Source organism: Teichococcus aestuarii, assembly GCF_042651065.1.
Classification (GTDB): Bacteria; Pseudomonadota; Alphaproteobacteria; order Acetobacterales; family Acetobacteraceae; genus Pseudoroseomonas; species Pseudoroseomonas aestuarii.
In genome coordinates this window covers 1-23332 of sequence record NZ_JBHSCH010000067.1, presented here as the reverse complement: position 1 = coordinate 23332, position 23332 = coordinate 1, and the positions used below count along the sequence as shown (strand labels likewise).

Annotated in this window: 26 protein-coding genes and 1 riboswitch; of the genes, 13 read left to right on the top strand and 13 right to left on the bottom strand. The window is 66.2% G+C overall.

Translation table 11 applies throughout. From position 1 onward, the window contains the following. Positions 1–5: 5 nt before the first annotated feature. The 4 genes from ACFOY6_RS19850 (at position 6) to ACFOY6_RS19835 (ending at position 3038) form a co-directional block, all read left to right on the top strand. Positions 6–572 carry an IS5 family transposase gene (locus ACFOY6_RS19850; RefSeq protein WP_379652028.1) on the top strand — a complete coding sequence of 189 codons (567 nt, stop codon included), beginning with the start codon at positions 6–8 and terminating at the stop codon, positions 570–572. Between the two features lie 52 nt (positions 573–624). After that, positions 625–1602: a Bug family tripartite tricarboxylate transporter substrate binding protein gene (locus ACFOY6_RS19845; RefSeq protein WP_181378332.1), complete on the top strand. Its 978-nt coding sequence runs from the start codon at positions 625–627 to the stop codon at positions 1600–1602. 78 nt (positions 1603–1680) lie between these two features. Continuing rightward, on the top strand, positions 1681–2514 hold the full coding sequence (locus ACFOY6_RS19840; RefSeq protein ID WP_379640414.1) for an HpcH/HpaI aldolase family protein: 834 nt from the start codon (positions 1681–1683) through the stop codon (positions 2512–2514). A gap of 131 nt (positions 2515–2645) precedes the next feature. Continuing rightward, on the top strand, positions 2646–3038 hold the full coding sequence (locus tag ACFOY6_RS19835; RefSeq protein WP_379640415.1) for a hypothetical protein: 393 nt from the start codon (positions 2646–2648) through the stop codon (positions 3036–3038). Between the two features lie 123 nt (positions 3039–3161). Here the strand turns inward: ACFOY6_RS19835 and ACFOY6_RS19830 are convergent, their stop codons facing one another. Continuing rightward, a complete protein-coding gene (locus tag ACFOY6_RS19830; protein WP_379652027.1) occupies positions 3162–4103 on the bottom strand; it encodes an NYN domain-containing protein in 942 nt (313 codons plus the stop codon). Positions 4104–4305: 202 nt separating this feature from the next. Here ACFOY6_RS19830 and ACFOY6_RS19825 point away from each other — a divergent pair, with 202 nt between their 5' ends. From ACFOY6_RS19825 to ACFOY6_RS19805, 5 genes are all read left to right on the top strand, one after another. After that, positions 4306–4551: a hypothetical protein gene (locus ACFOY6_RS19825; protein WP_379640417.1), complete on the top strand. Its 246-nt coding sequence runs from the start codon at positions 4306–4308 to the stop codon at positions 4549–4551. A 108-nt stretch (positions 4552–4659) separates the two neighbouring features. Then, entirely contained in the window at positions 4660–5346 is a 687-nt protein-coding gene (locus ACFOY6_RS19820) for an AAA family ATPase (protein ID WP_379652026.1), read from the top strand. After that, complete coding sequence (locus ACFOY6_RS19815) at positions 5343–5579, top strand: ribbon-helix-helix protein, CopG family (RefSeq protein ID WP_379640419.1); 237 nt, start codon at positions 5343–5345, stop codon at positions 5577–5579. The genes ACFOY6_RS19820 and ACFOY6_RS19815 overlap by 4 nt, the downstream gene beginning before the upstream one ends. A 286-nt stretch (positions 5580–5865) precedes the next feature. After that, entirely contained in the window at positions 5866–6444 is a 579-nt protein-coding gene (locus ACFOY6_RS19810) for a hypothetical protein (RefSeq protein ID WP_379652025.1), read from the top strand. A gap of 162 nt (positions 6445–6606) precedes the next feature. Then, the gene (locus ACFOY6_RS19805; protein ID WP_379640421.1) at positions 6607–6783 is read left to right on the top strand and encodes a hypothetical protein; all 177 of its coding nucleotides are present in this window, start codon (positions 6607–6609) and stop codon (positions 6781–6783) included. Between the two features lie 144 nt (positions 6784–6927). Here the strand turns inward: ACFOY6_RS19805 and ACFOY6_RS19800 are convergent, their stop codons facing one another. Then, complete coding sequence (locus tag ACFOY6_RS19800) at positions 6928–7422, bottom strand: cold-shock protein (RefSeq protein WP_379640422.1); 495 nt, start codon at positions 7420–7422, stop codon at positions 6928–6930. Between the two features lie 514 nt (positions 7423–7936). Next, positions 7937–8054: riboswitch (TPP riboswitch) on the top strand. A 103-nt stretch (positions 8055–8157) separates the two neighbouring features. Here ACFOY6_RS19800 and thiC point away from each other — a divergent pair. After that, on the top strand, positions 8158–9987 hold the full coding sequence (thiC, locus tag ACFOY6_RS19795) for a phosphomethylpyrimidine synthase ThiC (protein ID WP_379652024.1): 1830 nt from the start codon (positions 8158–8160) through the stop codon (positions 9985–9987). 666 nt (positions 9988–10653) lie between these two features. On the opposite strand, the gene chrA is transcribed toward thiC, so the two are convergent. Then, positions 10654–12033: a chromate efflux transporter gene (gene chrA / locus ACFOY6_RS19790; RefSeq protein ID WP_379640423.1), complete on the bottom strand. Its 1380-nt coding sequence runs from the start codon at positions 12031–12033 to the stop codon at positions 10654–10656. Further along, complete coding sequence (locus ACFOY6_RS19785; protein WP_379640424.1) at positions 12030–12863, bottom strand: chromate resistance protein ChrB domain-containing protein; 834 nt, start codon at positions 12861–12863, stop codon at positions 12030–12032. Before ACFOY6_RS19785 ends, chrA begins: the two co-directional genes overlap by 4 nt. A 214-nt stretch (positions 12864–13077) precedes the next feature. Here ACFOY6_RS19785 and ACFOY6_RS19780 point away from each other — a divergent pair. Then, positions 13078–14024 (top strand): IS630 family transposase gene (locus ACFOY6_RS19780; protein WP_379652023.1). Its coding sequence is split into 2 segments (ribosomal slippage): positions 13078–13426 and positions 13426–14024, totalling 948 coding nucleotides; the frame shifts between segments, so codons are not numbered across the junction. Between the two features lie 28 nt (positions 14025–14052). On the opposite strand, the gene ACFOY6_RS19775 is transcribed toward ACFOY6_RS19780, so the two are convergent. Genes ACFOY6_RS19775 through ACFOY6_RS19765 form a run of 3 tightly spaced genes read right to left on the bottom strand, consistent with a single transcriptional unit; the run spans position 14053 to position 15970 of the window. Continuing rightward, positions 14053–14493: a YqaA family protein gene (locus tag ACFOY6_RS19775; RefSeq protein ID WP_379640426.1), complete on the bottom strand. Its 441-nt coding sequence runs from the start codon at positions 14491–14493 to the stop codon at positions 14053–14055. Positions 14494–14520: 27 nt separating this feature from the next. After that, positions 14521–15681: a nickel/cobalt efflux transporter gene (locus ACFOY6_RS19770; protein WP_379652022.1), complete on the bottom strand. Its 1161-nt coding sequence runs from the start codon at positions 15679–15681 to the stop codon at positions 14521–14523. A gap of 10 nt (positions 15682–15691) precedes the next feature. After that, the gene (locus ACFOY6_RS19765; RefSeq protein ID WP_379640428.1) at positions 15692–15970 is read right to left on the bottom strand and encodes a metal-sensing transcriptional repressor; all 279 of its coding nucleotides are present in this window, start codon (positions 15968–15970) and stop codon (positions 15692–15694) included. Positions 15971–16479: 509 nt separating this feature from the next. On the opposite strand from ACFOY6_RS19765, the gene ACFOY6_RS19760 reads away from it, so the two are divergent. Continuing rightward, positions 16480–17202: a HupE/UreJ family protein gene (locus ACFOY6_RS19760; RefSeq protein WP_379640429.1), complete on the top strand. Its 723-nt coding sequence runs from the start codon at positions 16480–16482 to the stop codon at positions 17200–17202. Between the two features lie 11 nt (positions 17203–17213). After that, a complete protein-coding gene (locus tag ACFOY6_RS19755; RefSeq protein WP_379640430.1) occupies positions 17214–17876 on the top strand; it encodes a hypothetical protein in 663 nt (220 codons plus the stop codon). A 157-nt stretch (positions 17877–18033) separates the two neighbouring features. Here ACFOY6_RS19755 and ACFOY6_RS19750 read toward each other — a convergent pair whose 3' ends face one another. The 6 genes from ACFOY6_RS19750 to ACFOY6_RS19725 all read right to left on the bottom strand — a co-directional run bounded on the left by ACFOY6_RS19750 (position 18034) and on the right by ACFOY6_RS19725 (position 23042). Then, the gene (locus ACFOY6_RS19750) at positions 18034–18867 is read right to left on the bottom strand and encodes a hypothetical protein (protein WP_379652021.1); all 834 of its coding nucleotides are present in this window, start codon (positions 18865–18867) and stop codon (positions 18034–18036) included. Next, on the bottom strand, positions 18864–19052 hold the full coding sequence (locus ACFOY6_RS19745; protein ID WP_379640433.1) for a hypothetical protein: 189 nt from the start codon (positions 19050–19052) through the stop codon (positions 18864–18866). Before ACFOY6_RS19745 ends, ACFOY6_RS19750 begins: the two co-directional genes overlap by 4 nt. A 322-nt stretch (positions 19053–19374) precedes the next feature. Then, positions 19375–20169 carry a hypothetical protein gene (locus tag ACFOY6_RS19740; protein WP_379652020.1) on the bottom strand — a complete coding sequence of 265 codons (795 nt, stop codon included), beginning with the start codon at positions 20167–20169 and terminating at the stop codon, positions 19375–19377. Next, entirely contained in the window at positions 20169–20936 is a 768-nt protein-coding gene (locus tag ACFOY6_RS19735; protein WP_379652019.1) for a hypothetical protein, read from the bottom strand. Before ACFOY6_RS19735 ends, ACFOY6_RS19740 begins: the two co-directional genes overlap by 1 nt. Before the next feature lie 140 nt (positions 20937–21076). Then, on the bottom strand, positions 21077–22147 hold the full coding sequence (locus tag ACFOY6_RS19730) for a hypothetical protein (RefSeq protein ID WP_379652018.1): 1071 nt from the start codon (positions 22145–22147) through the stop codon (positions 21077–21079). A gap of 415 nt (positions 22148–22562) precedes the next feature. Beyond that, positions 22563–23042, bottom strand: a complete 480-nt coding sequence (locus ACFOY6_RS19725; protein WP_379652017.1) for a phage regulatory CII family protein — start codon at positions 23040–23042, stop codon at positions 22563–22565. Positions 23043–23332: the final 290 nt, after the last annotated feature.

Genomic DNA, 23332 nt, shown 5'->3' with positions numbered 1-23332 from the left:
ATCGCATCCGGGATCCGCGGCTCTTTCCGTCGGGCCATAGGGGGTCTCCTTCTTCCCTACTATGCCCCGCCCTACACGAAATTCCTGACAGTCCCGGCGCACCACTGCGCCGCCGGCGGAAGGGGGGGACTCATCGAGCGGGTCTTGGGCGCTCGCGAGGTGGCTTCACGACCAAGCTCCACATCCGCGGCAACGTACACGGCTTGCCCATCGCCCTACACGTGACCGCCGGACAGGAGGCGGACTGCTCAAACTACGAGGCGCTGATGGAGGCGCGCGACAGTGACCCCGGCATCATGCTCGCCGACAAGGGCTACGACAGCGACCCGATCCGACAGGATCTGCGCGACCGCGGCGCCATGCCGGAGATCCCGACCAAGCGGAACCGCCACGTCCAGCACAGCGTCAGCCGGCCTCTCTACGCCCTCCGTAACCGCATCGAGCGCTTCATCAACCGCCTGAAGAACAGCCGTCGCGTCGCTACCCGCTACGACCAGACCGCAGATAGCTTCCTCGGCTTCGCCGCCCTCTCCTCAATCCGCCTATGGATCAGGTTTGTCCACGCGACCTAGGCGCATCAAAGCCGCATCCCCAGAAGCAATGCGGCGATTGGGAGAAAACAGAATGATCAATCGTCGTACTCTAATGCTTGCTACAGCATCTGCCTTGGCGGCACCCAGGATTGCACGTGCAGATGCCGTCTCCTCCTATCCCGACCGTCCGATAAAAATTGTCGTTCCTGCGCCCCCCGGAGGGCAGTCTGACATCACCATTCGCCTTGTTGTCGACGGTATTCGTGAGAGCTTCAGGCAGCCCTTCGTCATCGAGAACCGCGGTGGAGCCAGCGGTGCGATCGGCATTGACTATGCAGCAAAGCAGCCAGCCGATGGCTACACCTTGCTGGTTAGCGTTGCCGGAGGATTGGTGGTGAACCCGCTGTTTGACAGCCGCGTTCCCTTCAACGCCTTGCGTGACTTCGCGCCAATAACCCAGTTCGGCCTGTCGACGAACTGCCTTTTCGTGCGCTCGGGCCTTCCAGTGAAGAGCTTGCAGGATCTGGTGCAATACGCGAAGGCGCGTCCAGGCGAGTTGACCTATGCCTCTATCGGCAATGGAACCATCTCCCACATCTATACAGAGCTCTTCGCGAAGACCGTGGGAATTGATCTCCTGCATGTTCCCTTCAAGGGAGGCTCCGCTGCGGTACAGGAGCTCATCGCTGGCCGCGTGGATATGATGATCATTGACTTCACCACCGGTGACCAGCCGATGCGGGAAGGCCTGTTGCGCGGCCTGGCCGTGACAGGCACCAAGCGCTGGCCTCTCTCCGCCGAGATCCCGACCTTCCAGGAGCAGCAGGTGCCGCTGACGCTCATCGGCTGGAATGGCCTCTTCGCACCCAGGGGCACACCCCAGCCCATCCTGAAGCGCCTTTCAGAAGCAGCCAATAAGATGGTGCAGGATCCGGAAAATCTCGACCGTCTCCTGAAGATCGGCCTTATTCCGAGCGGCACGACACCGGAGGAGTTCGAGGCCATCATTCGCTCCGATACGGAGCAATGGCGCGAGGCTGTGAAAATGTCAGGTGCCAAGCCTGAGTAACCGGCCCAGCGATGAGCAAAGCTGTCCGCTTGTCCGGCCAGTCAACGTCAGAAAGCCTGAACCGCAAGGACATGCAAGATGAGACGCAATAAGCTCCGTGAGTTCCTGTCAGCGGGCAAGCCTACCTTGGGCACGCATCTGCTTTCCACTTGGCCCACACTGGTTGAGTTGGTTGGCGCGGCAGGAGCTTTCGACTATGTCGAGTTCACGGCCGAATATGCGCCCTTCGACCTCTATGATCTGGATAACCTCGGCCGCGCTCTTGAGCTCAAGGAGCTTACGGGCATGATCAAGGTTGAACAGACGCAGTGGACCCATCAAGCCATGCGTGCCATCGGCTCTGGCTTTCAGTCCGTGTTGTTCGCTGACGTCCGGACGGAGGAGGATGCCCGGGCTTGCGTTGCAGCCGTCCGTGCGGAGGCACCTGGAAAAGGAGGGCGCCTCGGCGTCGGAATGAGGCGTGATGTTGGTACCGTGCTTGAAGTCGGACGCCCCTCCTATGTCGAGGCTCTCGATCAGGTCGTCATCGCGCTGATGGTGGAGAAGGCTGAATGCGTAGAGGATCTTGATCGCATTCTTTCAGTTCCAGGGATCGACATGGTCCAGTTCGGTGCAGCGGACTATTCCATGAGCATCGGCCTGGCTGGTCAGTTTGCCCATCCAGACATCAGGAAGGCCGAACGCCGCACTATCGAGTTGGCGCTCAGCAAGGGCTTGCATCCGCGTATCGAGCTGCACGATCTGGAGCGTGCGCCCGAGTACATTGAAATGGGTGTAAAGCACTTCTGCATCGGATGGGATGTACGCATCCTCTACAACTGGTTATCGGCCAATGGCAGCGCTATGCGGGCTTTGCTGGGCCAATCTGCATCAGCGGCATCCACGCCACAGCCCAGTGGAGGCATCTACTAATCGCGGGCTTGAGCAGGAGTTCGGCATCCATCACACCTTGAGTTCTGCGTTGCTGAACGATGGATTTCCGTCGTCTTGTTCCAAAGCCTTGCTTCCTTGCGCAGCATCAAGCGGACTGGAATCATAGCAGCATGAAGTTCAACCACGTCGCCACCCGCCTCGACCTCCAGCATTTCGAGCTTGTGGTTGAGATGTTCAAGGTAAAGCTTGGCTTCGTGGAACTGCGCCAAACTGGGCGGGCCGTTTGGTTGCGCCAGCCCGAAACCAATGTCGACCTGCAGTTCAGCCGCAGCGACACAGTGCACCGCGATGCCGACAAGCTACGATCGCAGGTGTCCTTCCTGAGTGAGACGCCGAAAGACGCCTTGGAAGATTTGGCGGCTTGGCTACGGGCAGGCGGGACTGAGGCGTCAGTCGGCAGCTATTCGGAGAAAGAGTTCTTCCTCGATGCGCCTGCTGCTTTCGTGGACTTCGTCATCGAGGCAATGATTCCGGAACTGGCTGATTACCCTGTAAAGATCTGACGATAAGCGTCGGGGGACTGAACGGCACATTATGCCCGATGCCACCAGTTCCTTGACCTCGAGCAGCGTTCCACCTGGCTAAAGGATGAGGATCTGTCGCGGATTGTCCCTCCGCCAGGAGGATCAGGCTCCCGCCTCATCATCGAGAGGCGCTACTCGATGCCGCGCCGGATCTCGCACCCAGCCTCCGCCACTTCCTGATACCAGTTCCATATGCGGATCACCGGCTGTGGCCAGAAGGCGCCTCAGTGTACCGGCCCCGCCGAAAGCTGTCGCCCGCACCTGCGGCCCCAGTTGTCTATGCAGCCGGCCACCCAGTGTCGGCAGATGCAAAGGCCGGGACGACCGAGCGAGTTCAGCCGCGATATGAGACAGGATTGCCTCTCGGGTGGCAGCCGGATCCATAGGAGCTTCAAGGGTACCTTCCTCCGGCAACGCCGGCACCGTCATGCCCGATTCTCCGGCATCTGCTAATCGAGGCGGAAGCACTTCCGGAACAGGCTGCTCTTGTATGAGGCCCAGCCCGTTCCGGATGAACACCTCTGGTCCGATCACCTCGTCCGCCGCTGCCCGATAAGCGTCGGCAGCACTGCCTATCGATACGACCACAGTCCGCCGGTCATGCGCGCGGAGCCGCTGCAAAACTGGGGTGAAGTCAGCATCGCTGGAGACGATGACAAATGTATTGAAGTGGGTGCTGTGGTGAATGGCATCCAGCATATCCATGACCATGACGATATCGGCACTGGTCTTGCCGCCGCGGGTCAGGGGCGGGCAATCGGTGACCTGGAAGCCCGCGCGCACCAGATTGGCGCGGAAGCTGCCGAAGAACACGCGCTCACCATTCTGCAGGAGCAGCGAGCCATTCGGGTTCAAGTAGCAGCGCCTGATCAGGATGCGGCCGGAGGAACATGTCCCGTCGGTACCCTCAGAGGGCCGGCCTCCAATCCACTCAAGCCATCGGGCGGGCTCCAGGACAAATGCCTCCGCCGCTTCTGGAGCCTGGGCGCAGAGCGCGCTGAACACGTTGTCAAAGTCGACATACAGGGCAAGGCGATGCGGCAAGTGCCGGGCTCCCATACTGCGGGCTCAGTATACCGGATCAGTTGCGATCCACCAGTTTGAGGGACTTGAAGGCCATTTGGCGTAGCCAAGTGTCCGAACATTCGAGCGTCTCGGCAGACAGCCCCTACACCATCCCCGCCGCCTCCGCCTTCGCCACCCTGCACCTCGCCGTGCGCCCCGGCTGCACGGACCGGAGCACGACATGGCCAACTGGACCTCCATCGCCTCCGCCTACCGCACCGGCCACTGGATCAACGCCCGCTGGCCGGGGCCGGACGGCGCGCTCGTCGAGGGACGCTGCCACTGGTCCACCGGCTGCGCCAGCGGCGGCTGGACCACGGATCCGAACGGCACCAAGGCGGGGCAGGTGTTTCCTGTGGACTGGCGGCCGGCCAAGCGGACGCCGAACAGCGATTGGATCGAGGCGGGGAAGCGGATGGAAGGGTAGGACGCGGCTGGCAAGAAAGTAAGCCTGAAAGCTTTCTTACTTACATGAAAGCTTGCTTTTTTGACGACAAGTTGCCCTAGACCTGCCCATATGCTTTCATCATTTACCATGAAAGAAAGCCTGCTGGCATGTAAGCAAGCAGGCTTTCAGGCGGAGGGTAGAGCGTTGAAAACCATTGTGGTCGCCAGCCAGAAAGGAGGGGTGGGCAAAACCACCCTGACCGGGCACCTCGCCGTAGAGGCGGAGCGGCAGGGCATGGCGCCCGTCGCCATGATCGACACCGACCCCCAGGCGAACCTCTCCGGCTGGTTCGGCGTCCGCGAAGCTGAGACGCCGGTCCTGGTGCGGGTACTGCCCGAGGGACTGCGTGCCACTCTGGCGGCGCTGGAGGACGCAGGCATCGCCCTCTGCCTGATCGACACGCCGCCTGCCATCACCGAGAGCATCGCCGCGACAGTGGCCGAGGCTGATCTGGTGCTGATCCCGGCCAAGCCCAGCCCCCACGATCTGCGCGCAGTCGGCGCCACGGTGGATCTGGTGGAGGGTGCCAAGAAGAGCATGGTGTTCGTGGTCAACCAGGCCGTCACCCGGTCCAAGCTGAAGGTTGATGCAGTGCGCGCCCTCAGCCAGCACGGCCCGCTTGCTCCGGTGGACGTGCACAATCGGGTGGACTTCGCCGCCAGCATGACCGATGGCCGCACTGCCTGCGAGGTGGATGCCAAGTCGCCCGCTGCCGATGAGATCGCCCAGCTCTGGGCCTACATCGCAACCCGTCTCGCCCGAGTGTCGAAATGAGCCAAGCCCCGAAGCCTGCTGCGCGCCTCACGCCCGACCTGCTGGTGAGAAAGGGCGAGGTGCATGCTGAACCGCCAAAGCGGCCTGAAAATGACCCGCTGGTGCAGCTCACGTCGCGCGTGAAATCCAGCACCGTCGCCCGCCTGCGCGAGTATGCGCACCGGTCGCAGGTTTCAAAGCAGGAGATCATCGAGGCTGCGCTCCAGGAATATTTAGGAAAAATGGGCGGTTAGCGCTCCTTTCTTTCGCGAAAGAAAGTAAGAAAGTAAGCAAGAATGCTTGTAAGCTACTGAAATTATTTGGCTTGTCACATGGGCGCGCGGCTGGAATCATTCCCCGGCCGCGCAATCCCGCCGGCCAGAAATAGAAAAGGGCCGGCCCCGCCGAAGCAGAACCGACCCCCTTCATAACCCGACGCATGGCCAAGCAGGTGTGAGAACCCCAGGCTATGCGCTCGGCTTCGAAATCGCAAGCCTCTTGCGGTGCGGGGAACCTGCGTCCTGCGGGCTGGCAGAAGCCATGCCCATCCACCACCGCCGGCCCGCGCGGGCCGGTTGCCACCCTGTGGCCGCTTGGCAGCGCCAGCACCTCGGCCACGCCGACCGTATCAGGCTCATGGAGGCCGCCCGCCGCCGGGAGCGGGAGACTTATCGCCGCGGCTCCGGCCGACATGGCGGCGAGCTGCGAGAGACAGCCCTGCGCGTGCTCTGGACGCTGCTCTACCGGGGGCAGGGGAGGGCGGGAGCGTGCGACCCGGCCCTGGCGCAGATCGCCCAGGAGGCCCGGCTGGCGCGCTCGACGGTTCAAGAGGCGGTCAGGCGCCTGGAGGAGGCCGGCATCCTGCTGCGGATCCCGCGCGGCACCGTGGCAGACGGCCGATGGGTACAGGTGACGAACGCCTACCTGTTCCGGGCGCCTGCCGACTGGACCAAGCCAAGCGATACCGAGCTCCGGTCAGCCTCAGATTCCTATGAAAAACTAGAAGAAGGCCAGGGGGGTGAAGGGCTCTGGCAAGGCAGTGTCGCGCCGCCGGCAAGCGCAGAGAGGCTCAAGAGGCTGCTGAAGGCAGTAGGATGGGCGAGCGTCGGAGCAAGCTGAGGCAGCGCCATATCCAAATCTCTTGTTCTGTTTCCGTTCACGGTGATGGCCTCCCGTTGGGGGCTTGCTGGACACCTCTAAAAATTTTCCGAGCGCAAATTATGTCTTAAACACGATCAAAGGTTTAGGATCTACGGAAAGGCTGCCGGCTCGCAACGCGCCGTGGCTGACATCAACCTGGACGATCTCGAGGGCGCCGACCGCGACGCCGTGCTGGAGAGCATCCGCTACGCGCTGCGCTACAGCCTGGAGGGCCGGCCGCTGGGGTGGACCCTTGCCTGCCCCGCGCCGGAGCAGGCAGCCGACCGCGTGCTGGAGCAGATGGAGCGGTTAGGCTAGCGGCTGGTCAAGCTGCCGCCCGTTCGGCCGCACTCAGCGGGGTGAATGCGGCGGGAGACGGACCGTCGGTGGCTATCGCCACTTAAAGGAGGCGGCCCTTAACGGAGCGCGAGGCTCCATTCTGTGCCGTCCTCACAGCCCGGATCAGTCGATCTGAAGCAGGCCGACTTCCGGACCTTTAGAGCCCTGCACCACTTGCATGCGGACGACCTGGCCTTCCTGGAGCATGGAGGCGCCCGCTCGCTCCAGGGCCGTCGCATGGACGAAGACGTCCTTGCCGCCATCCTGCGGGCTGATGAAGCCAAACCCCTTGTCAGGATTGTACCACTTCACAGTGCCCATCATCTCAACCGCGGAACTCAGATCAACGGTCCGCCGCGCTTCCCGTGGCCGCGCCGGCCGGGTGTGGAAAGCGTCACGCTGTGGCGCCACAGGGCTGGCCGTGCTTTCGTCCAGGGACAGAACTTGGTCGACCTGCCGCCCTTTCTGTCCCTGTCCCACCCGCACCTGCATCGACGCACCGGGGCTGACAGCCTGGACGCCGGAAGCCTGCAGAGTGTTGGCATGGAGAAAGGCGTCGCCCGATCCATCGGCCAGTTCAACGAAACCGAAACCCTTCTCGGCATTGTACCACTTCACCGTGGCCCTCAGCTCGGGCGTGGCAAAGCCGCCGCCAAAGCTTGGTAGGGAAGGGAAGCTCGGACGACCGGAGTAATCGTCATCATCGAAGCCACGGCGGCGGGAAGGCCGCTGGCGATCGTTCCGGGGAGGTGACACGGAAGGCACTTTCGGCTGTGAACTCAAGGAAGCGGATATCGTCTCATCATAGCCTGTCTGGCTAACGATATCGATGCCGATGGACTTGCGTCGAAGGGCTGGAGAGGTAGTGGATCAGCCAGCCGCAGCATCCTGACTGATGCGGGCCTGGATGTCGGTCGGTGGACCTGCGGTAGCCTGTCACGTCAAGAACGTCCGGAGACGCAGCAATGCGGCAATCAACTACCTCACGGCTTTAGACACGATAAACCATGCTTATCATGTCGCAGCACCTGCGGCTGAGGTCAGAGATGAGTAGAATTCGGGCGTAGTGAGCGCGCCCGGATCATCACCAGCTAGGGCCTGTTGACAATCCGGCGTCGTCTGGTCGAGTTTCCCTTGTCACCTGGGGGGTCCCGACAAGGGGCTGAGATACTGCTCGCCATTGGCAGCGCAGTGACCCGTTGAACCTGATCCAGTTCATGCTGGCGTAGGGACGGTGCGGCTGCCGTGGCTCCTCAAAAGGGGCTTTCCCCACGTTCCTGCGTGGGTAGGGCGTCCTCCATCTTTCCGTGCCAGCGCTGGGTCTCCGTAGCGGATGCGAAGGAGCTTTGGCACATGTCGACCCGAACCATCAGCAGGCCCCCCGAATCTGGTGTGCCGACCGTCACGACCGGCCCGCTCCCGGCCTCCACCAAGGTTTTCAAGCCGGGTATCCGGCACCCGGAGCTCCGCGTTCCGATGCGGGAGATTGCCCTTCACCCGAGCGCGGGTGAGCCTGCGGTAACGGTCTATGACGCCTCCGGCCCCTATACCGACCCCGCCGCCGAGATCGCCATCGAACGCGGCCTGCCCCGCCATCGCAGGACCTGGTCTGAGGCGCGCGGCGATGTCGAGGCCTATGACGGGCGGGAGGTGAAGCCTGAGGACAACGGCTTCGTCTCCCCCGACCGCCTCACTCCGAGCTTCCCTATCCGCCATCGCCCGCTGCGGGCCAAGGGCGGCAAGGCGGTTACCCAGCTGGCCTATGCCCGCGCTGGCATCATCACGCCGGAGATGGAATACGTCGCCATTCGCGAGAACCTCGGCCGCGCCCAGGCTCGCGCGGCGTTGGAGCGCGACGGCGAGGATTTCGGCGCCGCCATCCCCGATTTCGTGACCCCCGAATTCGTGCGGGATGAGGTGGCGCGCGGCCGCGCCATCATCCCCGCCAACATCAACCACCCGGAGCTGGAGCCGATGGCGATCGGCCGGAACTTCCTGGTGAAGATCAACGCCAATATCGGCAATTCCGCCGTCACCTCCTCCATGGCCGAGGAGGTGGAGAAGATGGTCTGGGCGATCCGCTGGGGCGCAGACACGGTGATGGACCTTTCCACCGGCCGCAACATCCACAACATCCGCGACTGGATCCTTCGCAACGCGCCCGTACCCATCGGCACCGTGCCGCTCTACCAGGCGCTGGAGAAGGTGGGCGGCGTCGCCGAGGATCTGACCTGGGAGGTATTCCGGGACACGCTGATCGAGCAGGCTGAGCAGGGGGTGGACTACTTCACCATCCATGCCGGAGTGCGGCTTGCGCATGTGCCGCTGACAGCCAGCCGCGTGACGGGGATCGTTTCGCGCGGTGGTTCCATCATGGCGAAGTGGTGCCTGCACCATCACCGCGAGAGCTTCCTCTACGAGCATTTCGAGGAAATCTGTGAGATCTGCCGCGCCTATGACGTGTCCTTCTCGCTTGGCGACGGACTGCGCCCGGGCTCCATCGCCGATGCCAACGACGCCGCGCAGTTCGCCGAGCTGGAGACGCTGGGCGAGCTGACGCAGGTGGCCTGGGCAAAGGATTGCCAGGTGATGATCGAGGGCCCGGGCCACGTGCCCATGCATAAGATCAAGGCCAATATGGACAAGCAGCTTGCCACCTGCGGCGAGGCGCCTTTCTATACCCTCGGGCCGCTGACGACCGATATCGCCCCCGGCTATGACCACATCACCTCGGGTATTGGTGCGGCCATGATCGGCTGGTTCGGTTGCGCCATGCTCTGCTACGTCACGCCGAAGGAGCATCTCGGCTTGCCGGACCGGAACGACGTGAAGACGGGCGTTATCACCTATCGGATTGCGGCCCATGCAGCGGACCTCGCCAAGGGCCATCCGGCCGCGAGGTTGCGCGATGATGCGCTGTCCCGCGCGCGCTTCGAGTTCCGGTGGGAGGACCAGTTCAACCTCTCCCTCGACCCCGATACGGCGCGGTCCTTCCATGACGAGACGCTACCAAAGGAGGCGCACAAGACCGCGCATTTCTGCTCCATGTGCGGCCCTAAATTCTGCTCCATGCGCATCTCCCACGACATCCGCGCCGAGGCGCAGAAGGAAGGAATGGAAGCCATGGCGCAGAAGTTCCGAGAGGGCGGCAAGCTCTACGTGCCGCTGGCAGAGACGCGGTAGGGCCATCCGGCGGGGAAGCCCGGCCGCTCGCCTTTCCCGCCGTCACCCGCTTTGTCCAGCGCAACAACGGTCGTTGACTTCGATCGTGAAGCGATGATGGCGGCGAGGTTCACGACAGTAGCATTCCTGGGCCTTCTCCTGCTGCCCGGGTGGGCTCTGCTGTGGACGGTGATGTCCGGCTTCGGCTCGGCCGCGACCTCTATCCTCGGTCTGGCCTTCATCAGCCGCCGCGCTGTCGGGCATGGCGCGGAGCGTCGGCTACCTTGTCGCGGCCGCGGCCCCGCCCGCCGCTAGGATGCTGCACAACTTGTCTGGGGGATGGTCCGTGCCCCTCGTCCTGTGCGTGGCCGTGAGCGGTGCCGTGATGGCCTTCGGCCACCGCGCCGGCCGCGCCGCGCACATTGCCTGACTGGCCGGCTTTCTTCTGGTCTTCATCTAACCTGAAAAAGCTGGATATCGGAGCTGGGTCGTGGCGGCTCTGGCCTGCCACTGTGGCAACTGCCGCTTTACGACCCGGCTGACGCGAGACGCTAAGATTATCGGGTTTTGGAGGACCTATAAACAAGGCCACGAAATTGGATACTGGGAAGCTACTCCGCGCAACCCGCGTAAGGCGCTTGGTCGGTTCCTGGGCCAGTAGACCATCCACCCGCAGCCTGATGAGCCTCAGCCAAGGGCGAGCTTCGCCATTAGTCCCACAGTGGCCGTGACGCCAAGGGTCTTCAGCAGGCCGAACTTGAGACGGAACAGGCAGATAGCAGCCAGAGCCGCGAGCGCCAGGGCGAGGGGATCCAGGCTGCCCGGTACTGGCATGTCCAGGGTCGCCGGTCCAACTTCCATCCTACGTACATCGGCAAAGAGCACCCGCAGACCAAACCAAAGAGCCAGATTCGCGATTACGCCCACGACGGCCGCCGTCACAGCCGCCAGGGCGCTGGTCAGCGCTCGGTTGGAGTGCAGCCGCTCCACATAGGGCGCGCCGAGAAAGATGAAGGCAAAGCAGGGCGTGAAGGTAACCCAGACCGTCAGCACCGAGGCCAACACGCCCCAGGCGAGCCCGCCCTGGCTATAGCCCGCCAGGAACCCGACGAACTGGAGCACCAGAATGAGAGGACCAGGCGTGGTCTCGGCGAGACCGAGGCCCACCAGCATCTGGTCGGCAGTGAGCCAGCCGTAGCCCTGCACCGCCGCCTGCGCGACATAGGCCAGCACCGCGTAGGCACCGCCCACAGTAACCACCGCCATCTTGGAAAAGAACCAAGCAACGTCAGCGAAGACTCCGGATCCAGCCGCCATGAGCACGGCTGCTGGAACGAGCCAAAACACGATCGCGACCCAGCCCGCGCGCCAGGCGCTGGCCGCCAGCCGGGCCGGACGGCCAGGATCCGCTGCCAGCACCGCGTCCAGTAGCGCTGGAGGGCCATTCTTGGCGTTGCCGTGACTGGCGGCATAGAAGGCACCTGGGACGAAGTAGCCGATCAGTGCCGCCGCGAGCACGACGGCCGGAAACGGTAAGCCAAAAACGTAGAGTGCCACGAAAGCTGCGGCGGCCAGGGCCCAGGCCGTCCGGGTCTTCAGGGCGCGGCGCGCCACCCGCAGCAACGCCTCCACCACGAGCACCAGCACCGCACATTTAAGGCCGAAGAACAGCGCGGCGATGGCGGGCACCTCACCGAGTGTGGCGTAGAGAATGGAGAGGCCAAGCATCACAGCCATGCCCGGCAGGACGAAGAGGACCCCCGCCACGACCCCGCCGCGCACGCCATGCAGCAGCCAACCAAGATAGGTGGCGAGTTGCTGAGCCTCAGGCCCGGGCAGTAGAGTGCAGAAGTTCAGCGCATGCAAAAACTTGGCATCCGACACCCAGCGGCGCTCATCCACCACCTCCCGGTGCAGCAGCGCGATTTGGCCCGCCGGTCCCCCGAAGGATAGCAGGCCGATCTTCAGCCAGACCCATAGAGCTTCAGCAAAGGATGGCAGTACCGGGTGCCCCTGCGAGACGAAAGGGGCAGACTGCTGTGCCTTCCGCTTGACGGCATCGTTCATGGAACAGTCCTCCCAACAGCGCTCGGCGCCGCTGGCCAGTTGTGGGTTTCGGCCACAGCGTCGCGGCTCCACCGGTAGAAGGCGTCATAGAGGCCCATCGCGGCTTCCAACTGGGCAAGGTCGTCACGGTGCATGCGAGACAGTCCCAATGATGCTGCCAGCAGACCGGCCGACTGTGGCGTCAGGTCAAGCCGGTCGGTGTCGGCACCGCGCACGATGGCGGACAGCCGGAGCAGCGGCTCGGAGGCGAGCCCGAACTCCTGGATCATGGTGTCGAAGGTGCATTCCTGGCCGCGGTGGCTCCAGAACACGCCCTCGACATCGAACGGTGTAGCGCCGAAGCGCTCGGCGACAGCTCCAACCTCCGAGGCGGCGACGAACAGGAAGGCCGCAGAAGGATCGACAAAGCGGCGGATTAGCCAGGGGCAGGCCACACGGTCGACCTTTGGGCGGGCGCGGGTGACCCAGACGGTCCGTCCTGCGGTCGCGGGCAGCGGAAGGTGCTCCGAACGCAGAAGCAGGTGGCCCTCGCTAACCCAGGCTTCAAAGCCGCCCTCGAGGACTTCGGCCCGCGCCCCGAAGTGGCGGAGCCAGGCCGCCACACCATGGCTGAGCTTTAGGCCGCGCTGGCAGACAACAGCCACTTGCTTTCCGGTGTACTCGGTGGCCCAGGACATGACATTGCGGTAGTCGCGCCTGACCGAGGCAGGCAGCAACCGCGGGTCGGCGGCATGGTCGTCGTCACTTCGCACATCGAGCAGCATCGGCGCATCGGGCAGGCCGATGAGCCGGGACAACTGGGATGGCGTGATGGTGTCAGGTGATGGCATGGGCGTCCTCTTCCTGGAACAGGATGTTTGGACGCGATGCTTCGGCCGAAGCCTCACGGGGTGATCGCGAAAATCCCCTTGCAGCCAGGATGATGATTGGCGCTGTAGTCTGTCAAGGATGACTAGAGCGGTTTTCGGCCTGACTGAATCGCTTGTGATCCCGGCGCCGGGCGGAAGGTGATTCAGTTGCCCTGGTATTGGAGGGGCGACGGGCATGTCGAAAGCGCTGTCAGTGGATCTGCGCGAGCGGGTGGTGGCGGCAATAGCGGCAGGAGCATCCTGCCGGGCGGCGGCAGCCCGCTTCGGGGTGAGTGCCTCCAGCGCAATCCGCTGGCGCGCTCTGTCGCGGGAGGCGGGGTCAGTCGCACCCGGACCGCTGGGCGGCGACCGTCGGTCCTCGCACATCGAAGCCCACGCAGCGCTAATCCTGGCGCTCGTCGAGCGGAAGTCTGACATCGCGCTGACGGAGATCCGGGCTGAGCTCGCCAGGGCCGGTGTGGCGGCAGGCATCACGACGATCTGGCGGTTCTTTCAGCGGCGCCAGATCACGCGCAAAAAAAGACGGCGCATGCCGCGGAGCAGGACCGTCCGGACATCCTGAAACGGCGCTGGGACTGGTTCGAAGGCCAGCCCGATCTCGAACCGGGCTGCCTGGTGTTCATTGATGAAACCTGGGCGTCGACGAAGATGGCGCGCACCCATGGTCGAGCACGTCGTGGCCAACGGCTGCGGGCCGCAATCCCACACGGGCACTGGAAGACCACGACCTTCATTGCTGGGCTGCGCAACAGCGGCATGATCGCGCCAATGGTGCTCGACGGGCCGATCAACGGCGCCGCCTTCCAAGCCTACGTCGATCAGGTGCTGGTACCCGAACTGGCGCCCGGTGACATCGTCATCATGGACAACCTGGGCAGCCACAAGGGTGCGGGCGTCAGGCCTGCAATCGAAGCCGCCGGGGCAAGCCTGCTTTATCTCCCGCCCTACAGCCCCGAGTTCAACCCCATCGAAAACGCCTTCGCCAAGCTGAAGGCCAGCCTCCGCAAGGCCGCCGAGCGCAGCGTAGAAGGCCTCTGGAGCACCATCGGCCAGATCATCGACACCTTCACGCCCACCGAATGCGCCAACTACTTCGCCGCCGCCGGATACGATGCAGCCTGATCGAAAACCGCTCTAGCACGCCTGAGTGTCAGAACCAGCCCAGCGTCAGCGCCGCTAGCGCAACATAGCGGCCGGTCTTTGCAAGCACGACCAGCAGGAGGAACACCGGGAAAGGTTCGCGCATAACGCCCGCGACAACCGTTAGCGGATCTCCCACGATGGGCAGCCAACTCAGCAACAGTGACCACCGACCGTGGCGCTGGTACCAACCTTGAGCACGCTCCAGGGTAGCGTCACTGACCGGAAACCAGCGGCGGTGCCGATAGCGCTCCACCGACCTGCCCAGCAGCCAGTTCACGGCCGATCCGGCGGTGTTCGCCACGCTGGCCACAGCGAGCAGGATGACGGGAGGGTAGACGTCAGTCAGGAGCAGGCCGACCAAAGCGGCCTCGGACTGCATCGGCAGGACGGTGGCGGCCGCGAAGGCGGCCATGAACAGCCCTGTATAGACCGCGAATTCTTCTATCATCGCCCCGGCCGGACCGAAGCGCCCTCCTCAGGCTGCCGCGATCTGCGTCAGCGCGACGGCGCCGACATAAAAGCCCACAAGGATGATGAGCACGCCCGAGGCGTAAGGTGCCCGGCGCATGAAGGTGTCAAAGCCCGACCAGCGGCGGGACGCGTGGCGCATGCCGGTCGCGGCGATGACGCCGACCGTCACCAGCGTGACGGCAAGGCCGATGCTGAAGCACAGCACCAACGCGGCGCCGAGGGTGAACTCCTGAAGCTGGAGACAGATCAGCAGCACCGTAACGGCGGCCGGGCACGGCACTAGCCCGCCTGTCAGCCCGAACAGCACGATCTGCCAGGTCGTCACCTCGCGTCCGGCGAACCGGCGCTGGATGTCGCTGGCATGGGCGCGCTCGTGCGCGTCCTGGTAGCCGTCCGTGGTCGCGAAGGCGCCGGGTGCCAGAGGCTCATGCTTGTGACCGTCATCGTGTTCCGCGAAGACCACCTCGTAGTCGTGGGCATGGTTGCCGCGGGACAGGCTCAGGCGGGCGGTGAATTCATGAGGCTCCGGGATGTCGGTCGTAGACTCCAGGTAGCCGCCGCGGTCAACAAAGCCGAAGCGCTCGCGCTGCCCGTTCGGGCGAAGGGTCTCCACCGTCACGTCCTCGGCCAACCAGTGCGGACCGCGCTCCGACCGCAGCCGCCAGCGCGGCGGAATGCCATCCTCGAACACTTCTAGGGCAACGACGCCATGGCCGGTGTCGATATGCCGCACCTCTTCGCCTTGGCTGTGGTCATGCCCATGGTGGTGTCCGTGGTCATGCCCATGATCATGCGAGTGGCCATGGGCCCCGCTGGCCCTCTGGTCCCGCCAGGTTCGCCACAGCATCCAGATGGCCATGGCGATGATCGCAACGGCGGAGGCAAGCTGGAAGTACGGCTCCGCAGTCTCGGCGTCGAGACCCTTCCAGAGATACAAGCCTCCAAGGCCGATGCCCCAGACCACCAGTGTGTGCGAGAAGGTCGCGGCGATGCCGAGCAGCACCGCCTGCGTGACGGTACCGCGGACGGCGACGATGAAGGCCGCCATCATGGTCTTGGAATGCCCCGGCTCCAGCCCGTGCAGGGCACCCAGCAGGATGGCGCTGGGGATGAAGAGCCAGGCGTGGGCAGATCCCTGGGCGAGCAGTTCGGAGAAGGGAGTCATGGGGGCGCCTTCAGAGATACTTCGTGATGGCCTTGAACTCGTCGATCGGGCCGCGCTCGGCCCGCGGCACCGCGCCCACGACATCGTCGAGGCAGTGATCGAGGTGGTCGTGGATCAGGGTGCGCTTGGCGTTGGCGATGGCCGCCTCGACCGCGTGGAGTTGCTGCACGATGTCGAGGCAGGGGCGGCCCTGTTCGATCATCTCGACCACGCTGCGGAGATGGCCGTCGGCGCGCTTCAGGCGCTTCACGATCTCCGGATGCGAGGCATGGACATGGGGCGCTGTCATACTCGAGACCTATCCCCCTGGTAGGGATATGGTCAACCTGCTAAAGGACCTGCAGAGCGCAGGTCACGTGCGAGATTTTGGAGGAGCACATGCGGGGCATGAGAGGGGTTGAAGCAGTCCTTCGCCTGCTCGTCATCGTCATGATCGCGCTTGGCGGCACGGCGCTCCTGGGCGCTACCGTGCCGCCATCGCCGCAGACCTGGGTGGAAGCCGACGCTGATCATGCCGGTTCGCCCTCCTCAGACCATGGGGCGGTTCAGGGCGCCCGAGACGACCGGCACTCGCACGATCAGTCTGTGCCCGATCACTTCCATGAAGCGGTGGTGCCCGAACTAGGCTATGCCCTCGGACGTCACACGTCTCAAAGGCTGCGGCTGCAGCTGCCTCGGGAAGATTTTTTGCCCTGCCTACGCATGGGCCTGGAGAGACCACCAAGAGCCATGGCGTCAGCTTAGCTGGCTATCTAGCCTTTAATGCCTCTCCCAATCATCTTCTGCCGGTCCAATCTCATGAAACTGATTGCACGAGGAGCCGCGCTCCTGTCCCGTGCGCCTTGGCTGCTCACCAGCCTGCTGTGCTTGGTGCTGCTCGGAGCAATGTCGGACGCGCTCGCGCATGCCGTCGCTGAAGGCGACAAGGGCTACATCCAGGAAGTCACCGGCATCAAGCTGCTGCCCTTCGTCTACCTGGGCGCCAAGCACATGGTCACCGGCTACGACCACATCCTGTTCCTGCTCGGGGTAATCTTCTTCCTGTACCGGATGAAGCACATCGCCATCTACGTCAGCCTGTTCGCACTCGGCCACTCCACGACAATGCTGGCGGGTGTCTATTTCGGCATAGGTATAAACAGCTACGTCATCGACGCCATCATCGGCCTGTCCGTCGTCTACAAGGCGCTGGATAACCTGGGTGCCTTTCAGCGCTGGTTCGGCTTCCAGCCGAACACCAAGATGGCGACCCTGGTCTTCGGGTTGTTCCACGGCTTCGGCCTCTCCACGAAGATCCTCGAGTACAACATCTCGCCCGACGGCCTGGTGCCGAACCTGCTGGCCTTCAACGTGGGCGTCGAGATCGGCCAGATGCTGGCTCTGGGCGCCATTCTCATCGTCATGGGCTTCTGGCGCCGCAGCCACAGCTTCCTGCGCCACGCCTACTCCGCAAACGTCGCCATGATGACCGCCGGGTTCGTGCTGATCGGCTACCAGATCACCGGCTGGTTTGTGTCCTGAGGAATCCGACTATGTACAACACCGACCTTCCGAACCGCGCCGAGCTACCAACCTCCAGGCAGTTGCTGCGCTCCACCGCCATCGCCGTGGTAACGGCCGCGGGTATCCTGGTGACCATGGTCCTGCCTTCGGAATACGGTATTGATCCAACTGGTGCGGGGACCGTGCTGGGCCTGACCGAGATGGGCGAGATCAAGGCACAGCTTGCCGCCGAGGCGGAGGCCGACCGCCAGGGCAGCGAAACCGTGGTGCCAGCCACGCCTGTGGACCCTGAGCGGCGATCGAGCCTGCTGGGCACCATGCTGGCGCAGTTCCTGATCGGTTCCGCGTCAGCGCAGACGGCGCCTGCTGCCACACGCTCCGACGAAACAGCGGTGGTCCTCCGCCCCAGCCAGGGGCTCGAGGTCAAGCTCCGCATGCGCAAGGACGCGCGGGCGACCTACTCGTGGACGTCCACAGGACCGGTGAACTTCGACCTGCATGGCGAGCCGCCAAATCCGCCGCGCAACTTCTCCCACAGCTACAAGAACGGCCGGGGCGCATCTGGCGACCAGGGTGACGTGGTGGCGGCCTTTGATGGCACCCATGGCTGGTTCTGGCGCAACCGCTCGGGACAAGATGTGACCGTGACGCTGCGGACCAGCGGTGCCTACGAGGCCATCACCCGTCCCTGATGGTGTCCGTCCCGCTCGGCCAACCGGGCGGGACCCTGTGGCGTAGCTCTATTGGTCCTGACCCTTGGCCATGATCCACTAAAATCTTGCCGAGACCAGTCGATGGGGGTTGGTCATTCCTCTGGCGGAGTTCAAGGACGCCGCGTGGCCCGTGGCGTCAGGTCCTCTGCCCGGCGACCATCTGGTCCCAGTTCTGCTGCCGGCGCACTTCGTTGTCGCGAGGCCGGTCGAAGTGCTCAGCCTTCCGCCGCAGCATGGCCTGGTGCTCCTCCTCGGCCTTCTGCCGTTCCCGACGCTGCGCCGCGTCGGCCTCCATGTCGTCCAGCCTGGTGCTCTGCGCCACGCCGTTGTTGTGGACGTGCGGCTCGTAGGGCAGGCGGATCGCCTCCGCGCTGCGCAGCCGTCCCGTCGCGTCGGGCAGCATCACCATCCGCCGCAGCAGCGTCCCGCCCGTGGCCAGGCTCGGAAAGCCTTCCGCTTGGGGCAGCGTCTCCTCCGCCTCCGGCCGCTGCCGGACCAGCACCGCGCGCCTGCGCTGCCAGGCCTCAAAGGCAGCCTCCGCCTCGGCCTCCAGCGCCAGCAGCTTGCGCAGCGTGGCCAGCGCGCCGGGGTAGGCCTTCTTCCAATGCGCCTCCAGCGCCGCCTGGCGGCCGGCAAAGGCCGTGGCCAGCGCCGCCACCTCGCCCTCCGCCTCGCGCGCCTCGGCCGCGCTCAGCAGGCCGACCAGCGTCTCCAGTGCCACCTGCAGCCGCTCGGCCTGGCGCCGGTGCGCGGCGAGCTCGCGCTCCATTGCCTCGAGCTCGGCCTCGCCGGCGCTGAGCAGCACGGCGCGGCGGCGCGCCTCGAGCGCGCTGGCCGCCTCCTGGGCAGCGGGAAGGGTCGCCGTGGCTTCCGTAATGGCGGCGCGGATGGCGGCCGGGGTGACAGGCTCGCCGGCCGCCTGCGCGGCCAGCAGGGCATGGTAGAGCATCTTGGGGGCGGTGTTGCTCACCGGGGATCCTTTCGGGCGGGGGTGCGGCCGGAGACGCGCGCCAGGGCGCGATCCCAGCTGGATTGGATGCGGGCGCTGCGCACCGCGGCGCTCGTCTCTGGCACGGGCGCGCCGGAGAGATGCGCGAAGCTCTGCGGCGCGGCGTCGCGCGCGCTGCGGCGGAGCGGGGTTCGGGGGCGGCTCATGCGGAGGCTCCTGGATGGCTGGCGCTGCGGACAGCGGCGGGTGCGGACAGTGCGGACAGCCGGGGTGCGGACATGTCCGCACTGTCCGCAGCCAGTGTCCGCAGCGCAGGGGAAGCAATCTGTCGCGACGTCAAAGGCTTGGCGGTCCTGGGCTGCGGGGTGCGGACAGTGCGGACAGGTGCGGACAGGATTTTGCCCCCCTTGGCTGGGGAGGATGCGCGGGGGGAAACGGCCCGCGCCCCACCCCCTTCAGGAAGGACCCAAACAGGGGGGTGGGGGGGAGGGGGTCCGGCCCAGCCGGATCCGGCCCTCAGCGTGGCGCTCAGGACGGTTCTGGCACTGCTGGGGCGTGGTGGCGCTGTGCCGCCTCCAGGCTGCCCAGCGGCCAGCGGAGTGGCTCCCAGCGCCTGCCATCAGGCGTAGCCTCGGACGAAGGGGTGTGACATCGGCAAACGTCCGTTGCCGCCGTTGTTACACCCGCCTGTAAGGCGCCCGCAGGCGGCTGAGCGGCCATGAGGGGCTGCGCAGGGGTGGATGGCCCCCGCGCGCCCTGGCGGCCCTTCCTGGCCGTCCTACGCGCCACCACGAAGGGCGCCGGCACGCGGCGGCGCTGAACACTTCCAAACGGTCGTTTGACGAAGTGTTCAGGCCGCAAAGCCGCATCCGCGGCGAGGCAGAGGGGCGTGCCGCCGGTGGGCGATGCCACCGCCAGCGCCTCCGGCGGCCGGTCCTCGACCAGGCCGATGCGGCGCAGCGGCCCGGCCAGTGCCGCCATGGCCTCGCGCCACAGCCGCGCCTCGCCATCCGCCCGGCGCGGCGTGGGCACCGCCTGGCGCTCACCCTGGCGGCGCAGCACCACGAGATGCGCCAACGTCACCCGCCGCTGGCGGTACAGCCGGTCGAGGATGCGCAGCACGTCCTCCGGCCGGCCCGGGCGCGCGGCCGCCTCCGCTATCCGGAGAGGCCGCGCGGCACTGTCCCGGCGCGCGATCAGCGCGGCCATGGTCCAGAGCCAGGCCTCCTCGACGGAGGGGAAGGGCCGCGCGCCCGCTGACGCACCCTCGGGCGCGTCTCGGAAGCTCGGGGTGGAGGAAGCGCGGGGCAGGGCGCGGCCCATCAGGCGAGCCCCAGATGCGCGGCGAGGTACTCGAGCGCCCCCGGCAGCCGGCCGGCGGCCGGGTGCGGCTCACCCTGGATCACCACCGCCAGCAGCGCCGCGGCGACCTCTGCGCCGCAATCGGCGTGCAGCAGCGCCATCCAGGCCTGGTACTGCCGCCAGGCCTCGCCGGCCCGCGCGAGCTCCGCCTCGCTCAGATGCCGCCCGCCGCGCCCGCCGCTGCGCCAGCCCTGGGGGCAGCACAGCGCCGGCAGCGCGTCGCGCCACAGCGCTTGCAGCGTGGCCGCGGCCTCCGCCTGGCGCGCGGTCAGCGCCAGCGCCTGGAGTGGATCCAGCTCGGCGCGCCGGCGTGCCTCGCCCTCGGCCCCGGCATCGTCCTGCAGGATGCCGGCCCGCGCGGCGAGGCGGGCCTGGGCGGCGCGCAGGTCGCTCGCCTGCAGGGCCTCGAGGCGCTGCCGGTCGGCCAGCGCCAGCAGCACCGCGGCGCGCGCATGCAGCCGGGCGGCGCGGCCGGGATCGGCCACGGCAGGCTCCGGCGCGGGCGGCCGGCGATGCGCGGTGGGCAGGATGGCGCCGGGCTGCGGCGGGACCGGCGGCTCGGCCAGCAGGGCGGCCTGGACGCGGCGCCAGATGCGGGAGACCCGGCGCGCCCAGAGGCGCTCGGGAAAGGCGCCCTCGGAACGCTTGGAGCGCCGGACGCGGCCCGCTGCGGCGGGCGAGGAACCCTGCGGCGCTGGACGCGGCAGGGCGGCAGGCGAGTAGGACAACCGAACCTCTGGCGTCGGACCCCCGACCTCCGCCACGGCGAGCGATATCACGCTCCCGTGATCCTGGATAGCGGGAAATGCGATCACGGCACTTCCCGCGTGCGGCCAAGCGGGGGTCTGCGCGCCAGGGGCGTGGTGGGTCATGCGGCGACGGCCAGCCCCAGCCCGGCGAGGGTGCGTTGCGCCACCTGCCAGGCCGGCAGGTCGTGGGTGCGCAGGAAGCCCTCCATGCGCAGGCGCTCCTGGTGCCCGGCCGCGGCGCCGGCCTGGACGAAGCGCAGGTAGCGCTCGACCCGCTCGCGCTGCTGCGGCAGCAGGCCATCGCCGTCGCGCCGCAACGGCGGCACGGGGGCGGCGTCGGCTGGCGCGTCCTGCGGCGGCCGTAGGCGGGCCTCGATGGCGCCGAAGAGCCAGGCCACCGGCTCGTGCGGCCGCTCCTCGGCCGCCTGGCGCAGCACGGCCAGCAGCAGGGCGGCATCGTCTCGCGCTGTCTGGGCGAGCTTGCCCAGAAGGGCGCGGGCGGGCCGCAGCGGCTTGCCGGTCAGCCGCCGCAGCAGCGCCAGCCCCTCGGTGTCGACCTCCTCCCGCACATCCCGCTCGACGGGCCTTGGCGCAGCCGGCGCAGCCGAGGGCGTTCCTGAGCGAAGCGAAGGAACGGGAATCTCTTCCCTCCTCCCTCCTCCATCCTCCCTCTGCGGAGGTTTTTCCCCACCGGTGGGGAACCGGTTCTCCACCGGTGGGGAAGCGCTGGGGAAGCGGTCCTCCTCCGGTGTGGAACGAGTGGGCGCGCGCTCCACCCCGCCGGAGGGCGGCGGCTCCTCCTCGGCCAGGGCCTCAGCGCCGGGCGCGGGGCTGCCGGCGAAGGCGACATAGGCGTGCAGCGGCTCGGGCAGGGGGTGGCGGTACTGCGGCTTCTTGGGGCGCTGGTAGCGGCAGAAATTGCGCACGGCGCCATAGGCGCGGCCCTCGGCCGTGAAGCGGCGGATGCAGTTCAGCCGCTCGAGCAGCACCAGGAAGGCCGGCACGTCGGCATCAACGACGGGGAGGATCTTGGCTTTGAGGGTGAGCGGCTTGACCTCGAAGACGCCGCGGTCGTCGGCCTCGTTCCACAGGCCCTGCAGCAGCAGGATGGCGAGCGGCGCCTCCTGGGTCAGCTGCATGACCGCCTCGTCGGTGTAGAAGCCCGGATGCAGGCTGCGGATGCGGGACATGGTCAGACCTCCGACGCTGTCGCCGGTCGCGCGGCGATGCTGCGAGAAAGCGCTGTGCTGCACGACAGGGAATGGAAGATCACAGCTGCACGAGGCAGCCTCAGGAGAGGCTGCGGGGGCTTGCTTTCACGGTGTGGATGCGGTCTCATGCGCCATCTTCCAGAGTTCAGACGACGAGGCGCACCGGCTTGCATCCGGGGCGCCTCTTTTTCGTGTGGGGTGCTGGCGGGATCCGCTGGCAGCGGTGTCGCGCGCGGCACGTCACGGCGGTGACCCCGCCCCTCGGCCCGGATCGGCCGCGGAGCGGGAGCGCGTTTCAGGCGCCCACCGCCGACCCCACCCGGTGGGCCATCGACGGTGGGCTGCCGCTCACCACACAGGCGGGGGTGCCCGGGTGAGATCGGTAAGGGGCGGCTCATGGCAGCCCCGGAAGCTGGGAGAGGCCGCGCTTGGCGTGCAGCGCGGCGAGCAGCCGCGTGGCCTTGCGCAGCACATGCGTCACCTCGCGCTCGAGCGCGGCGTCATCGCGCGCGCAGAGCTCGCCATCGGCGAGGCCCTCGGCGAAAGCCTGGTGCAACTCGGCCGCCTCCTGGCTGAAGCGTGCCATCAGCAGCGGCACGCTCTCGGTGGCCACTTCGCCCGGCTGCACCAGGCTGTAGCCGGCGCGGCGCGCCAGTTCCTCGGTGATCGGCACCCGCCTGGCGGCGTGCTCGAGGCGGCCGACGACATCGACCGGCATGAAGTGCGGCTGGTGCGGGTTCTGGTAGCCGCTGAGCACGGAGCGGTTGACGCGGGTGTAGGTCGCCGCGGCCTCCAGGCCGCCGACCTGCTCGATGAGCAGGCGGGTGAGCGTCTTGAGCGCCATGTCGTCGGTGGAAAGAGGCTGCCTCAGCATGTCGTGGAAACGCTCCGATTGGCGAGACCTGAGACATGCGCGAGAAGGTTCGCGTGGCCCTGCCCGGATGGGTTGTGGCGTTGGACGCAGCTGTGGCGTCGGAGGGTCGGGCGGGCGGACATGGCGGGCCTTCTGGCGCGAGGATCAGGGGGGAGGTCGGGCGCGGGCGGCGCGCGACAGCGGAGTGCAGAGGATCCGTATCCGTCCGGCCGCGGCCGCCTTCCTGGATGTGAGATAGCTCCTGATCTTAGCGACGTTCTTGAGTGTGTCGCTAAGGGCGGGGGTCGGCC